Raw genomic sequence first — 14872 nt, 5'->3', positions numbered from 1 at the left:
CCGTTTGCTTACAGCTGCAAAGACTAAGGACGGGCCGCCGCTCAGACCACGGTCATAACGTCTAGTAGCGGCCGCAGGCCGACAATTCGATGGCCGCGCCAGGCACCGCGCCAAGCTCCAGGCAGTTTCCCGCCGCACAGAGCGACCAGCCGCCCCCCGTCGCACCCGATGCCGCAAGCATCAGTTTTGGTTGCGGGGAAATCGGCGGACGGTAAACCCACCAGCCATTCTCCAGCACCGCACCTTCCGGCGGCTCCATGCCGGCGCCCGAGCCCTTGACGCGCGCCTCGACGATCTTCAGCCCGACTGGCGTCACTCGCCAGTCCTCCTCCCAGCGCGTCTTTTCGATGGAATGGGTCCAGGAAAGCGTGAAGGCGGCGACCGCAAGTGTCGTCATCTTTCCCGCAGCGAGGATGCAAAGGCTCACTGCGTCGCCCGGGCGGCGTTGGCCGTCCGCCACCAGTGCTGGCCGATGACGAGCGCGGCGAGCACGAAACCGGCTTCGTCGGTGAGCGGCAGGGCAAGGACCAGCAGCACGCCGGCCGCAAAGGCGGCGAGCCTCTCCCATGCGGCCAACCTGGCAAAAAGAAAGCCGACCACCGCCACGCCCCACAGCGCGATGCCCAGGCATGCCTTGAGCACGATATAGGCGACCTCGACCGGATAGCCGAAGCTGAGGGCGATCGGACCGGCATCCTGCAGCATCAGCGCCGGCGTATAGACCGCCATGAAGGGCACCACGAAGCCGGCAACGGCAAGTTTGGTTGCGTTGACGGCGATTTTCATGCCCGACTCCTTGGCCATCGGGGCCGCCGCGAAAGCGGCGAGCGCCACCGGCGGCGTCAGATCGGCCATGATGCCGAAGTAAAACACGAACATGTGGCTGACAATGAGCGGCACGCCGAGTTCGAGGAGGGCCGGACCGGCCAGCGACGAGGTGATGATGTAGTTGGGGATGGTCGGAATACCCATGCCGAGCACCAGGCAGGTGATCATGGTCAGCAGCAGCGACAGGAACAGGTTGTTCTGGCCGATGGCGATGATCGCGCCGATGAAGGTAGACGCGATGCCGGTCAGCGTCAGCGTACCGATGACGATACCGACGATGGCGCAGGCGATGCCGACCGGCAGCGCGTTCTTGGCACCATAGGCGAGCGAATCGATGCAGACGGCAAGCGTTTCGCGTCCGCCCTTGAACAGCAGGCAGGCGAGCACCAGCGCTCCAAGGACCAGCGCCAATATGTTGACGCCGAACCTCATGAAGGCAGCGGCCGCAAGGCCGAGCGCGACCCAGAACACGACGCGGAAGGCAAAGGGCCCGATGAGTGCGGCCAGCGGCGTGCCGAGGATCAGCACGATGGTCAGCGCCAGCCCCATCGTGCCGGCGAAGATCGGCGTATAGCCGGCAAAGAGCAGGTAGACCAGCGCCGCCAGCGGCAGGATCAGGGCCCAGTGCTGTTTCACCGCCTGCCATGGATTCGGCAGCGAGGCCTTGTCCAGCCCCTGCAGATTGGCCTTGCCGGCCTCCAGATGCACCTGCCAGAAGCAGGCGCCGAAATAGAGCATTGCCGGAATGATCGCCGCCTTGACCACATCGGCGTATGGCACGTTCAACGTTTCAGCCATGATGAAGGCGACGGCGCCCATGACCGGCGGCATGATCTGGCCGCCCATCGAAGACGTCGCCTCGATGCCGCCGGCAAAGGCGGCGCGAAAGCCGAAGCGCTTCATCAGCGGAATGGTGAACTGACCGCTTGCCACCACATTGGCAACGCCGGAACCTGAAATCGTGCCCATCAGCGCCGAAGACAAGACGCAGACCTGCGCCGGGCCGCCGCGCCAGTTGCCGACCAGCCCCAGCGCCACATCGTTGAACAGCGCGATCATTCCGGCGCGCTCCAAAAAGGCGGCAAAGACCACAAAGATGAAGATATAGGCCGCCGACACATAGACCGGCGTGCCATAGATGCCTTCGGTGCCGAAGGCGAAATTCTCGATGATCTGGGCGAAGTCATAGCCGCGATGAATGAAGGGCGGCGGCAGGTAGTTGCCGAAGAAACAATAGGCGAGAAACACACCGGCGATGATGGCGAGCGGCAGGCCCATCAGCCGGCGTGCGCCTTCAAAGACCAGCACGATCAGCACCACGCCGACGGCAAGGTCGAGATTGGTCAGAAAACCGCTGCGCTGGATCAGCGCGTTATATTCGACCCAATTGTAGACACCGGTTGCAAAGCCCAGCGCGCCGAGCAGCCAAAACCAGATCTTCCCCGCAACTGTAGTGGCGCGAAGATTGGCCAGGAGGGCGAAGCCGAGAAGCAGCAGGAAGCCGACATGCATGGCGCGCACGATCTGGCTGGGCAGCGTGCCATAGGCGGCAGTGTAGAGTTGAAAGGCGGAGAAGGTGACCGCGATCCAGAAAGCGATCCTGCCGGCGATGCCTTCGCCGAAGCCCGGCGGCAGCCCTTCGACCGCCTCCTCGGGCTCCGAGGAGAGAAAAGTCTGCGTTTGTTGGCTTGTCTCGGTCATCGGACTGCCCCGCAGGCTGGATCGTCGTTTTATGGCGAAAGGCAGCGCCCACTTCGGCGATGCCGGCACCCGGCCCTCTCCGGTTCGGGAGGGAAGGGCGCAAACATGCCGAAGCGAACCTTAGAGCATCGGACCGAAAAGTGGAATCCGGTTTTCGGGAACAATCCGACGCTCAATCAAGGAGTTAGAGCGTCTTTGTGCGTCCGACTGGACGCACGGCGCTCTAATGACGGCCAATTCTACTTCAGCAGGCCCATTTCCTTGTAGTAGCGCTCGGCGCCTGGATGCAGCGGCACCGGCATGCCGTCCAGCGCCTTGGCCGGGTCGATGCCCTTGGCTGCGGCATGGGCGGCGGCAAGCTTGTCGAGATTGTCGAACAAAAGCTTGGTCATCTGATAAGCGGTTTCGTCGGAGACGCCCTCATGGGTGATCAGGAAATTGCCGACCGCGGCGGTCTCGACATCCGCATCCTGGCCCTCATAGGTGCCCGCCGGAATAACCACCGGCATATAAGGAGCGCCGATCTTCTCGACCTCAGCCTTCGGTACCGCCACGACATTGATCTTCAACGAGGTTGCGAGATCGCGGATCGAGGCGACGCCGAGACCGGCCGACTGCAGCGTCGCGTCGAGCTGGCGGTTCTTGATCAGCTCGACCGACTCGGCGAAGGGCAGATACTCAACCTTGCCGAGATCTTCGTATTTCATGCCGGCAGCGGCAAAGATCGCACGAGCGTTGAGTTCGGTGCCGGAAGCCGGCGCGCCGACCGACAGGCTCTTGCCCTTCAGATCGGCCAGCGTCTTGATGCCGGACTCGGCACTGGCGACGATCTGGATGTAGTTGGGATAAATGGCGGCGATGCCGCGCAATTTATCCAGCTTGCCGGGAAATCCCGCCTCGGTATTGCCCTCGGCGGCCAGTTTCACCGAGTCGCCGAGCGAGAAACCGATTTCGCCCTTGCCCTGTTGCAGCAAATTGAGGTTTTCGACCGATGCCTTGGTCGCCTGAACCTGAGCATGCGCGCCTTCGATGCCCTTGGCGTAGATTTCCGACAGGGCGACGCCGAGCGGATAGTAGACGCCGGAGGTTCCGCCGGTGAGCACGTTGACGAATTCCTGCGCCTTGGCCGCAACCGCGCCAAGGCCAAGCGTCAGCGCGACGGCGCCGGCGGCGAGCATTTTCGTGTTCAGGTTGAGCATGAATTTCCTCCCTGGGTCAGTGCCCCGCCGCTTTTTTGCGAGCCGGCGTAAGCGGGGCAAGTCTAGTCAGCGAGACGAAAATGCCAACCGGAAATTGCCGAACCCGGGTCCTGCGCCTGGGCGCCAGTCCGTACTTGCTTTGACGACCGGGCGACGGGAGGTCTTGCTCTAAGCGCCAAAGCCCTCGAACAGGATCGTCGAAAGGTAGCGCTCGGCGAAGGAAGGGATGATGACGACCAGATTTTTCTCCGCATTTTCCGCCCGCGAACCGACGACGATAGCTGCCTGCAGCGCCGCGCCTGAAGAGATGCCCACCGGCACGCCTTCAAGGCGGGCGACGAGGCGCGCATTGGCGACCGAGTCGTCATTGGAGACGGTGACGATCTCGTCATAGATCGACGTGTCGAGGATGCTTGGCGCAAAGCCCGCGCCGATGCCCTGGATCTTGTGCGGACCGGGGCTTCCACCCGAAAGCACGGGCGAAGCCTCCGGCTCGACGGCGATCACCTTCACTTGCGGCTTTCGCGCTTTCAGCACCTGGCCGACGCCGGTGATGGTGCCGCCGGTGCCGATGCCGGAAACCAGAATATCGATCTCGCCCTTGGTGTCGTTCCAGATTTCCTCGGCCGTCGTGCGGCGGTGGATTTCCGGATTGGCGGGATTTTCGAACTGCTGGGGAATGACGGCATCCGGAATGGCCGCCGCCAGTTCGTCGGCCTTGGCGATTGCGCCCTTCATACCCTTGCCCCCCTCCGTCAGCACCAGTTCGGCACCGAGCAGCGCCAGCATCTTGCGGCGCTCCGCCGACATGGTTTCGGGCATGGTCAGGATAAGACGATAGCCCTTCGCGGCCGCGGCGAACGCCAGTGCGATGCCGGTGTTGCCGGAGGTCGGCTCGATCAGCGTGGACTTTCCCGGCGTGATTTTGCCCTCTGCCTCCAACGCCTCGATCATGGCGACGCCGATGCGATCCTTGACGCTCGCGATCGGGTTGAAGAACTCCAGCTTGGCGATGAGATTGGCGACGATGCCCTTCTCCTTCGCGAATTTGTCGAGCCGCACTAGCGGCGTATCTCCGATCGTCTCGGTGATCGAGTTGAAGATATGGCCACGACCGGGCGGGCGCTTGTCGATCGGAGGGTTCATCTGCTTCTCCTGAATGGGCATTCAGCAGCAAAAATAGCGGCGTGAGGCAGCAAATCCGAGCGGGATTCGTGCTCAAGACTGTGGATGATTAGAAACTAATTCCCGATTTGCAACTATCATCGGAAAATACGTCCGAATTCTTCGCCTAGCGCGCGGCAAACGCCGCCGCCGCGCCGGCCATGAAGGTCGCGGCCGTGCGATTGAGTGCTTTCAGAGCGCGCGGCGTCTTCAACAGCCAGCGGGCCTTGGCCGCGAGCGCCAGATAGGGCACCAGAACCACAAGCAGGACGATGGTCGTGGCCACGACCAGAATGCCATAGTCGGCAATGGTGATGGTGTTCAGATCGACCAGCGTCGGCGTCAACGCCAGATAGAAGATCATCGTCTTCGGATTGCCGAGCGTCAGCGTAAAGCCCGACAGGCAACTGGCGATCAGCCCGTCCCTGCCCCTTCGCGCCTCGACATTTTCGGCGGTGATGCCGCTCCTCCAGAACATCCAGGCAAGATAGGCGAGATAGGCGACGCCGAGCCATTTGACGACGAGGAACACCATGCCGAATGTCTGCGCGACCAAGGCAAGGCCGAGCACGACCGCCGTAAGATAGGTCAAATCGCCGACCACCAATCCAAGCGCCATCGCCAGCGACGAACGAAAACCGGAGCCGAGCGCGCGCGCAACCAATGCGGTGACGCCCGGTCCGGGAATGGCGGCGGCAACAGCCAATGCGGCGCTATAGGTCACAAGTCCGGCAAGCGTCATCGTACGATCTCAGGTGAGGTGCGGGTGCTGAACGCACCTATCGCACATGCATGCCTGCCTGGGAACAGGCATGCCGGAAAATGCGAACAAGGCGTCAGGTCGTAGTGACGACCTAACCTTCGGCCTCGTTGAACTCGTCGTCCAGACGTTTTTCCAGTTGAACGAGGTCGGCCGGCAACGGCATGCCCAATGCGCGAAGTTCGTTCAACTGTTCGCGCAGACGCTCATGCACCTCATGAACATCCTCCGGCTGCTCGACCATCTGTTCAAGCAGCAGACTTATCCGTGCCTTGATTTCTTCCAACGCCACTGACGCCTCCCCTCAGTGGGACCGACAGGCGATCCCACTCTACAAGTCCTATCGTCCCATTGGTTTGTTGGCCTTCGAGACGGGTGCCACCGTCTTTCGATAGAGATGCCAGGTCGCGTGGCCCAGGATGGGAATGACGACCGCCAGCCCGGCGAACAACGGCAGCGAGCCGATCACAAGGCCGACCGCCACGATCAATCCCCACAGCGCCATCGGCAGCGGATTTGTAACGGTTGCGCGCACCGAAGCATCGATTGCGGCAAACGCGCCGACATCACGATCGAGCAACAGCGGGAAGGCGATGACCGTTGTGGCGAGTGCCACGACCGCGAAGCCGAGGCCGATCAGATTGCCGGCGACAATCAACGTCCACCCGCGATCCGTGGTAAACACCTCTTGAAGGAAGGTGCTGAGCGAGGTGGGCGCGGCCGGACCGAAAAGCGAGGTGTAGAGCGCTTGCGCAACCAGAAGCCAAGTGATGAACAGCGCGAACAGCCAGATGCCGACACCGATCACCGATGGCAGCGCCGGCGAGTTGCGAACCTCAAACGCATGGCTCCACGATGTGTCCAGGCCGGCCTCGCGTCGGCGGCTGATCTCGTAGAGGCCGATGGCGGCGATCGGCCCGACGAGGGCGAAACCCGACATCAGCGGAAACAGCAGCGGCAGCGCATTGTTGCCTGAAGTCCACCTCGCCAGCACGACGCCGACGATCGGATAAATCAGGCAGAGAAAGACGTAGTGCGACGGCTTTTCCCAGAAATCATCTATTCCAAGGCGAAGTGCCGAGATGACGTCTGAAAAGCCGATCTTGCGGATCGTCGGACGCTCGAAGGTTTCGCCGCCACCTGCAACAACATGGAAATTCGCCATCGCTTCCTCCCGGACCAGGTTGGAGCAGTCGCGCAAGACGTCACGGCCGTCACGGCGAACGCGACCTGCAATTCAGGCGACTATACCCCATCTGCTACGATTTGTCGCATCACGAACACGAAACGCGATTAACGCAGCATCCGCGAGATCAGTTGCGCGGTGTAGTCGACCATCGGCACGATGCGGGCATAGTTGAGCCGGGTCGGCCCGATGACGCCGAGGGCACCGACGACGCGCGCCTCCTTATCCCGATAGGGGGCGACGACCAGCGACGAGCCGGAAAGCGAAAACAGCCGGTTTTCCGAACCGATGAAGATGCGAACGCCGGAACCTGCCTCGGCAAGGTCGAGAAGCTGGACCATGCCTTCCTGCGTCTCCAGATCCTCGAACAAATGGCGAAGCAGTTCGATGTCGGCCTGTGCGGTGACATTTTCGAGCAGGTTGGCGCGGCCTCGCACGATGAGGCGCGCCGGAAGGCCGCTTTCGACCCCGGCCCACACCGCCAGCCCCTTTTCGACGAGTTCCTGCGAAAGCGTGTCGAGGGCCGCCTTGGTCTGCTCGCGCAGCCGGCCGATCTCTTCCTTGGCTTCCGCCAGAGTGCGCCCGCCAATGTGGGCATTGAGATAATTCGAGGCCTCGTGCAATTGCGAGGTGGTGACGCCTTCCGGCAGGTCGACCACCCTGTTTTCGACGTCGCCGTTCTGCGACACCAGCACGGCGAGCGCTCGGCGAGGTTCGAGCTGTATGAACTCGATATGCTTCAGCGGGACTTCGTTCTTGGCGGCGAGCACCACGCCGGCACCGCGCGACATGCCCGACAGCATCTGGCTGGCCTCGGTCAGCATCTGCTCCAGCGTCGCGCCCTTGCCCGAGGCCTTGACCTGCGCCTCGATCACCCGCCGTTCCTCGTCGGAGAGATCGCCAAGCTCCATGAAGGCGTCGACAAAGAAGCGCAGACCCTTCTGAGTCGGCAAGCGCCCGGCCGAAATATGCGGTGCATAGACCAGCCCTAGATGCTCCAGGTCGCTCATGACGTTGCGCACGGTGGCGGGCGACAGCGAGGAGGGCAACATGCGCGCGAGATTGCGCGAGCCGACCGGTTCGCCGTCCCGCAGATAGGTTTCGACGATCCGGCGAAAGATGTCGCGCGAACGCATGTCGAGCGATTGCAATGTCTGATCAAGCACCGGTTTCGTCATGGTTTTACCAAACCTCCGGCAGAATCATATAAACTGGCAAGCTTGGAACACAACCTTCGGCCTGTCGGGTTTTCCTTTGCGCCTGCCGCCTCATGAGCTACAAGCCGGCCAGGATCCCCGCACATCCAAAGAGAGAAAATCCTTCATGCGCCCTTCCAAACGCCAATTCGACGAAATGCGTGCAATCTCCTTCGAGCGCAACGTCTCCAAGCACGCTGAAGGCTCGTGCCTGGTCAAGTTCGGCGATACCCATGTGCTTTGCACGGCAAGCCTGGAGGAGAAAGTGCCGGGCTGGATGCGCAACACCGGCAAGGGCTGGGTGACCGCCGAATACGGCATGCTGCCGCGCTCCACCGGAGACCGCATGCGCCGCGAAGCTTCAGCCGGCAAGCAGGGCGGCCGGACACTTGAAATCCAGCGGCTGATCGGACGTTCGCTGCGCGCCGTCGTCGATCTCCAGGCGCTGGGCGAGATGCAGATCACCGTCGACTGCGACGTGCTTCAGGCCGACGGCGGCACCCGCACCGCTTCGATCACCGGCGGCTGGGTCGCGCTCTACGACTGCCTGCGCTGGATGGAAGCCCGCCAGATGGTCAACGTCTCCAAGGTGTTGAGGGATCACGTCGCCGCTATCTCCTGCGGCATCCATGAGGGCCAGCCGGTCCTCGACCTTGACTATCTCGAAGATTCGAGCGCCGGCACTGATGCCAATTTCGTCATGACCGGCAAGGGCGGCATCGTCGAAATCCAGGGCACCGCCGAGGGCATCCCGTTCTCGGAAGACGAGTTCGCGACGCTTATGGGACTTGCCAAGAAAGGCATTGCCCGGCTCGTCAACCTGCAGCAGATGGCGGTGGCTTAGGCAATATGCACGCACTTACGGCGAATACCCCCTCATCCGGCCCTTCGGGCCACCTTCTCCCCAACGGGGAGAAGAGGGGGCTGCTCCGCCGCGGCGTCTCCTCTCCCCTCGGGGGAGAGGATGGCTCGCGCAGCGAGCCGGGTGAAGGGGACATATGATGACTCCCACCGCCATCCTCGAATCCGCGCTCTACGTCACCGACCTCGATGCGGCGGAGGCCTTTTACGGCAAGGTGATGGGCCTGGAACGCATCGCCAGGGTCGAGGGACGGCATGTCTTCTTCCGCTGCGGCAACGGCGTGCTCTTGCTGTTCAATGCCGAGGCGACGAAGGTGCCACCGGAAGCCGGTGCCCGCCTGCCGGTGCCGCCGCATGGCACCATAGGCGACGGCCATCTCTGCTTTGCCGCGAGCGCGGATGAAATCGAGCGCTGGAGGGCGCGGCTGGAAGCGGAAAGCATCGCCGTCGAAGCTGACTTCGAATGGCCGAATGGCGGACGTTCGATTTATTTTCGCGATCCATCGGGCAATTCGCTGGAATTCGCCGAGCCACGCATCTGGGGACTGGAATGAGACACCTCGAATACAGGAAGATCGTCGTCGCCAGCCACAATGACGGCAAGCTGCGCGAGTTCGCCGATCTGATGGCGCCGTTCGGCTTCGAAGCCAAATCGGCCAAGGAATTCAATCTGCCGGAGCCCGAGGAGACCGGCACGACCTTCGAGGAAAACGCCTATATCAAAGCGCATGCCGCAGCACGCGCCACCGGACTGCCGGCGCTGTCGGACGATTCCGGCCTCTGCATCGATGCGCTCGGCGGGCAGCCCGGCGTCTACACCGCCAACTGGGCCGAGATGCCGGATGGCAAGCGCGATTTCGCAATCGCCATGCAGCGCGCCGAAGTGGCGCTGCAGGAGGTTGGCGCCTCCTCGCCCGACACCCGCACCGGCCGTTTCGTCGCCGTCATCTGCCTTGCCTGGCCGGATGGGCACGCCGAATATTTCCGCGGCGAGGCAGAGGGACACCTGGTCTGGCCGCCACGCGGCACCAAGGGCTTCGGCTACGATCCGGTCTTCGTGCCGAACGGCCATGACAGGACCTTCGGCGAGATGACGGCCGAGGAGAAGCACGGCTGGAAGCCGGGCCAGGAAACCGCGCTTTCGCACCGCGCCCGCGCCTTCCAGAAATTCGCCCGCGCCATGCTCGGCGCGGCCTAAGGACAAAATGGTTTCAGAACGCGATCCGGGCTTCGGCGTCTACATCCATTGGCCGTTCTGCGCGGCCAAGTGCCCCTATTGCGACTTCAACAGCCATGTCCGCCACCAGCCTGTCGACCAGGAGCGCTTTGCCCGCGCCTTCGAAACGGAGCTGGCGACGATGCGCGCCCGAACCGGGCCGCGCGAGGTCACCAGCATCTTCCTCGGCGGCGGCACGCCGTCGCTGATGGAGCCCCAAACGGTTGGCGCGGTGCTTGAAGCGGTCGCCGGGAACTGGACGGTTCCGGAAGGAATCGAGATCACGCTGGAGGCCAATCCTTCCTCCGTCGAGGCCGAACGCTTTCGCGGCTATCGCGCCGCCGGCGTCAACCGTGTGTCGCTCGGCGTCCAGGCGCTGAACGATCCCGATTTGCGGTTTCTCGGCCGTCTGCACAATGTCGCGGAGGCTCTGCACGCAATCGGTTTGGCGCGGGAGATTTTTCCGCGCCTTTCCTTCGACCTGATCTATGCGCGCCCCGGCCAGACGCCTGACGACTGGGCATCGGAACTGGAGCAGGCGATCGGCCACGCTGCCGATCATCTGTCGCTCTACCAACTCACCATCGAGGAAGGCACGCGCTTCCATGCGCTTCACGCGGCGGGAAAGTTCGAAATTCCCGATGCCGACCACGCCGCCGAGCTTTACGCCATCACCCAGGACGTGACCGCCGGCCGCGGGCTGCCGGCCTATGAGATTTCCAACCATGCCAGGCCCGGCGCCGAAAGCCGGCACAACCTCACCTATTGGCGCTATGGCGAATATGTCGGCGTCGGCCCCGGAGCGCATGGCCGCTTCATCGAGGACGGCCGGCGCGTGGTGACGATGACCGAGAAGATGCCGGAAAGCTGGGCCAACCTCGTCGAAGCCAAAGGCCATGGCATTACCGGCGGCGAATTGCTGACGCGTTCGGAAGAAGCCGATGAGTTCCTGCTGATGGGACTGAGGCTCGCCGAAGGCATCGACCTTGCACGCTACGAGGCGCTTTCCGGTCGGCCGCTGCCTGGCCCGCGCGTCTCGGTGCTGCAGGAGGAGGGGCTGGTCGCACCGGTGGGCAATTCGCGCCTGCGCGCCACCGCCTCCGGCATGATCGTGCTCGATGCGGTGGTCGCCGACCTGGCGCGGTAGCCCGTTCGCAGCGCTCATCAACTGCGGAATTCCTCCCACCACATTTTGCAACGCGGCTGCCGCCGTGCCAAAGAGAAATCTTCGGGAGGGCTTGAAGTGCAAAAAGAGGGCGGCAGGAAAAGCTTCATGGTCGGCCAGGCGGAGATCGACGCCCGCCCGCTGGAGACCGCGCTTTACCTTGTGGCCACGCCGATCGGCAATCTCGGCGACATCACCTTGCGCGCATTGGAGACGCTGGCGGGCGCCGACGTCCTTGCCTGCGAGGACACGCGGGTCAGCCGCGTGCTGCTGGAACGCTACGGCATTCGCCAACGCCCCGTGCCCTATCACGAGCACAACGCCGCCGAGGCCGGCCCGCGCCTGATCGAAGCGCTCGAGGCTGGTCAGAGCGTGGCGCTGATTTCCGACGCCGGCACGCCGCTGGTTTCCGATCCCGGTTACAGGCTGGTCGGCCAGGCGCTTGAGCGGGGCATTCGCGTCGTGCCGATACCTGGACCCTCGGCGGTTCTGGCGGCCCTCACCGCCTCCGGCCTGCCGTCTGACGCATTCCTGTTCGCCGGCTTTCTGCCGGTGAAGGATGGGCAGCGCCGTGCGCGGCTCGAAGCGCTGAAAGCCGTTCCTGCCACGCTGATCTTCTTCGAATCGCCGCGCCGGGTCGCCGATACGCTCGAGGCCATGGCGGGCATCTATGGCGACAGGCCGGCAGCGGTCGCGCGCGAACTGACGAAAACCTACGAAGAGATGCGCACAGCAAAGCTGGAAGCGCTCGCGGCGCACTATGCGCGGGCGCCGACGCCCAAGGGCGAGATCGTCATCTGTATCGGCCCACCCGAGGAAGCCGCCTCGACCAGTCCGGAAGATGTAGACCGGCTGCTGCTTTCGCTGGCAAGTGAAATGCCCGCTTCCAAGGCGGCGGCAGAGGCCGCGCGCATGACCGGCGGACAGAAGCCGGCGCTTTATCGAAGGCTGCTTGAACTCAAGGAAGATGGCGATGCCTGACGCGAAGGCGCGCCACAAGGCGAACCTTCGTGGCCATCGCAGCGAATGGCTGGCCTCCCTTGCGTTGATGCTCAAGGGCTACCGCATCGTTGCCCGCCGCTATCGCACCAGGCTCGGCGAGATCGACCTGATCGCGCGGCGCGGCAATCTGGTTCTGATGGTCGAGGTAAAGGCGCGCCCGACGCTGGTGTCGGCGATGGAGGCCATCGCCTATCAATCGGAGCGACGTATCGAAGCCGCCGCCGATCTTTGGCTGGCAAGGCAGCCGGACTTCGGCAAGCTCTGCGTGCGCTTCGACATGGTGGCGGTGCTGCCGCGCCGCTGGCCGGTGCATGTCGAGAATGCGTTTCAGGGAAGGAATTGAACCTATCGCCTTCTTGTCACCCGCATCGGCAGGCCGCCTTGCGGCTGCGTCGTCAGCTTCTGCACCGGCCATGGATTGGTCTCGGCGACCGTATCGAAGCGGAAGCGCGACATCAGCACGGCAAGGGCAATGATCGCCTCCTGCATGGCGAAGCTCGCCCCGATGCAGACGCGCGGGCCGGCACCGAACGGCAGATATTGATAGCGGTCGATCTTCTCGCGGTTTCCGGGGTGGAACCGCTCCGGCATGAAGGCATCGGGCTCGACCCAAAGCTTGCGGTGACGATGCACCGTCCACGGCATCACCAGCACCTGCGCACCCTTGGGCAAGTCCAGATTCTTGTAGCGGTCGCCCTCGATCGGCTCGCGGTTGATGGACGGAGCCGGCGGATAGAGCCGCAGCGCCTCCTCGAAGGCGGCGCGCGTCAGCGGCATGGCGTCGAGCCATTTCGCCGGATCGGGTTCGCGCGCCAGGACCTCGTCGATCTCAAGCTCGATCCTGTCGCGCTCCCATCTCGCCTCGGCTAGGCAATAAAGCGTCCAGCCGAGCGAACGAGCGGTGGTTTCATGGCCGGCGCCGATGAAGGTGATGATGTTGTCCTCGATTTCGGCACGGGTCAGCCCGTCCGGCCCCTCGGCGCGCAGAAGCAGGGTCAGGAAGTCCTGCGGCGCGCTTCCGGGCTCACGTGTCAGCCGCGCGGTGCGCATCGAAACGGTGTCGGTGACGATCTTGCGGAAATAGGCCATGGTCTTGCGGCCGCGCAGGCGGGTGACGCGCGGCAGCCAGTCGGGCGCACGCAACAGGTCGAGCGGATCGACGCGGCCCATCGTCTCGAACAGATGGTCGATTTCCTTGGCGAAACTGCCGGGCTGGCCGGCGATCTCGTCGGAAAACAGCGTCTCGGCCAATATCTCATAGGTCAGCGTCGTCATGTCCCGGGCGATGTCGACCGGCTGAGTGATGCCCTCGTAACGCGTGGCGAATTCCTGCGCGCGCTTCAGCATCGGCTGGGCAAACCCGAAAATATGGCGTGGCGTGAACACCGGCGCCATCGCCTTGCGCGAACGCCGCCAGACCTCGCCCTCGGCAGTCAGCAGGCCGTCGCGCAGGATCGGGCGCAGGATTTTCTGGCGCACCGTAGCCATCTTGTAGGCCTTGGCATTGTCGACCAGAACATGGCGAATGAGACCGGGATCATTGGCGATGACCAGCGGGCCGCCAATACCGGAGACTGAAATCCACGGCTCGTTGTAAGACGGCTCGCCCCACAGTTCGAGCGGGTTGCGGTAGACGATACGGATCATCTCCAGCGTCGAGGGCGGCGAGGTTCGCGGCTTCGGCGCGGGCGGGACGAAAGGCGCAGGCTTCGTGTCCATCCTGGGCTCCGGCTGGCGCAAACGCAGCGATTTTGCGCGAATTCAAAGCTGGCGTTGATGTAGGTGCTCGAGCCCCTGGTGTCCACGCCGGCGTGTCCAGCCGGTGAACGGACCGTCACTCCAAATTTCGTTGGTCACCATCAGGTGCCTCCTTCCCCGCGGAGCCACCCTCGCCTATCTGCAGCAGGGCACCGTAATTCTATACGTACGAACACAGGACAATTGCCTTGACCCATACGCTCAACATCATCGTCGGCAGCACCCGCCCGGGTCGCGTCGCGCCGATTTTCGCCAACTGGTTCAAGGAATTCGCAGCCACGCACGGGAAATTCGAGCCCGTTCTCGTCGATATCGCCGATTTCGACCTGCCGCTGTTCGACGAGCCGAAGCATCCCCGTCTCGGCGACTACGAAAACGAGCACACAAGACGCTGGTCGCAGACGATCGCGGCAGGCGACGCCTTCGTCTTCGTGACGCCCGAATACAACTATTTCATTCCGGCGCCGCTGGTGAATGCCGTAACCTATCTGTCGGCAGAGTGGCGCTACAAGCCGGCCGGCTTCCTGAGCTATGGCGGCGTCTCGGGCGGCCTGCGCGCCGTCGAATCGGCAAAGCCGCTGCTGACGACGCTCAAGGTGGTGCCGATCCCGGAAGGCGTGCCGGTGCCCAATTATCCGCAGCTTCTCGCCGACGGTGAATTCAAGCCCAACGATCTCATAGCCGCCGGCGCCAAGACAATGCTCGACGAGCTGCACCGCTGGAGCGTGGCGTTGAAGCCGATGCGCGCCTGAGAAGGCGCTCCCTGAAGACAAAAAGGCCCGCCGGTTTGGCGGGCCTTTTGCTTGGATGCGGTCGTGGCGGGGCTGGGTGCGCCG

Annotated in this window: 16 protein-coding genes; 7 read left to right on the top strand and 9 right to left on the bottom strand. The window is 63.4% G+C overall.

Going from position 1 to position 14872, the window contains the following annotated elements; all coding sequences use genetic code 11:
* Positions 1-61 precede the first annotated feature (61 nt).
* From ACLKMW_RS25655 to hrcA, 8 genes are all read right to left on the bottom strand, one after another.
* On the bottom strand, positions 62-427 hold the full coding sequence (locus tag ACLKMW_RS25655) for a DUF1850 domain-containing protein (protein WP_415727355.1): 366 nt from the start codon (positions 425-427) through the stop codon (positions 62-64).
* Positions 424-2529 carry a TRAP transporter permease gene (locus ACLKMW_RS25650; RefSeq protein ID WP_415727353.1) on the bottom strand — a complete coding sequence of 702 codons (2106 nt, stop codon included), beginning with the start codon at positions 2527-2529 and terminating at the stop codon, positions 424-426. Before ACLKMW_RS25650 ends, ACLKMW_RS25655 begins: the two co-directional genes overlap by 4 nt.
* A gap of 239 nt (positions 2530-2768) precedes the next feature.
* Positions 2769-3728 carry a TAXI family TRAP transporter solute-binding subunit gene (locus ACLKMW_RS25645; protein WP_415727351.1) on the bottom strand — a complete coding sequence of 320 codons (960 nt, stop codon included), beginning with the start codon at positions 3726-3728 and terminating at the stop codon, positions 2769-2771.
* Positions 3729-3896: 168 nt separating this feature from the next.
* Positions 3897-4874 (bottom strand): cysteine synthase A, encoded by a 978-nt coding sequence (gene cysK, locus ACLKMW_RS25640; RefSeq protein ID WP_415727350.1) that lies wholly within the window; start codon positions 4872-4874, stop codon positions 3897-3899.
* A gap of 145 nt (positions 4875-5019) precedes the next feature.
* Positions 5020-5634, bottom strand: coding sequence for a LysE family translocator (locus ACLKMW_RS25635; RefSeq protein ID WP_415727349.1), 615 nt, complete (start codon positions 5632-5634; stop codon positions 5020-5022).
* Between the two features lie 112 nt (positions 5635-5746).
* Positions 5747-5944, bottom strand: a complete 198-nt coding sequence (locus ACLKMW_RS25630) for a hypothetical protein (protein WP_415727347.1) — start codon at positions 5942-5944, stop codon at positions 5747-5749.
* A 48-nt stretch (positions 5945-5992) separates the two neighbouring features.
* Positions 5993-6817, bottom strand: a complete 825-nt coding sequence (locus ACLKMW_RS25625; RefSeq protein WP_415727346.1) for a DUF2189 domain-containing protein — start codon at positions 6815-6817, stop codon at positions 5993-5995.
* Positions 6818-6945: 128 nt separating this feature from the next.
* Positions 6946-8016 carry a heat-inducible transcriptional repressor HrcA gene (gene hrcA / locus ACLKMW_RS25620; RefSeq protein WP_415727345.1) on the bottom strand — a complete coding sequence of 357 codons (1071 nt, stop codon included), beginning with the start codon at positions 8014-8016 and terminating at the stop codon, positions 6946-6948.
* Between the two features lie 145 nt (positions 8017-8161).
* On the opposite strand from hrcA, the gene rph reads away from it, so the two are divergent.
* The 6 genes from rph (at position 8162) to ACLKMW_RS25590 (ending at position 12621) form a co-directional block, all read left to right on the top strand.
* Positions 8162-8878 carry a ribonuclease PH gene (rph, locus tag ACLKMW_RS25615; RefSeq protein WP_415727344.1) on the top strand — a complete coding sequence of 239 codons (717 nt, stop codon included), beginning with the start codon at positions 8162-8164 and terminating at the stop codon, positions 8876-8878.
* A 157-nt stretch (positions 8879-9035) separates the two neighbouring features.
* Positions 9036-9449, top strand: a complete 414-nt coding sequence (locus ACLKMW_RS25610) for a VOC family protein (RefSeq protein WP_415727357.1) — start codon at positions 9036-9038, stop codon at positions 9447-9449.
* Positions 9446-10093, top strand: a complete 648-nt coding sequence (gene rdgB / locus ACLKMW_RS25605; RefSeq protein ID WP_415727343.1) for an RdgB/HAM1 family non-canonical purine NTP pyrophosphatase — start codon at positions 9446-9448, stop codon at positions 10091-10093. The genes ACLKMW_RS25610 and rdgB overlap by 4 nt, the downstream gene beginning before the upstream one ends.
* A 7-nt stretch (positions 10094-10100) precedes the next feature.
* Positions 10101-11258, top strand: a complete 1158-nt coding sequence (gene hemW, locus ACLKMW_RS25600; protein ID WP_415727342.1) for a radical SAM family heme chaperone HemW — start codon at positions 10101-10103, stop codon at positions 11256-11258.
* 126 nt (positions 11259-11384) lie between these two features.
* Complete coding sequence (gene rsmI / locus ACLKMW_RS25595; RefSeq protein ID WP_415727356.1) at positions 11385-12257, top strand: 16S rRNA (cytidine(1402)-2'-O)-methyltransferase; 873 nt, start codon at positions 11385-11387, stop codon at positions 12255-12257.
* Complete coding sequence (locus ACLKMW_RS25590; protein ID WP_415727341.1) at positions 12250-12621, top strand: YraN family protein; 372 nt, start codon at positions 12250-12252, stop codon at positions 12619-12621. Before rsmI ends, ACLKMW_RS25590 begins: the two co-directional genes overlap by 8 nt.
* Positions 12622-12623: 2 nt before the next feature.
* Here the strand turns inward: ACLKMW_RS25590 and ACLKMW_RS25585 are convergent, their stop codons facing one another.
* Positions 12624-13997, bottom strand: a complete 1374-nt coding sequence (locus tag ACLKMW_RS25585; protein WP_415727340.1) for a cytochrome P450 — start codon at positions 13995-13997, stop codon at positions 12624-12626.
* 227 nt (positions 13998-14224) lie between these two features.
* Between ACLKMW_RS25585 and ACLKMW_RS25580 the strand changes: the two genes are divergently transcribed.
* Complete coding sequence (locus tag ACLKMW_RS25580) at positions 14225-14788, top strand: NADPH-dependent FMN reductase (RefSeq protein WP_415727339.1); 564 nt, start codon at positions 14225-14227, stop codon at positions 14786-14788.
* Positions 14789-14872 lie beyond the last annotated feature (84 nt).

The organism is Borborobacter xinjiangensis (genome assembly GCF_047739745.1).
GTDB lineage: Bacteria > Pseudomonadota > Alphaproteobacteria > Rhizobiales > Rhizobiaceae > Pseudaminobacter.
Note: the sequence above shows the minus strand (reverse complement) of the source record. Positions and strands in the feature narration are given on the sequence as shown.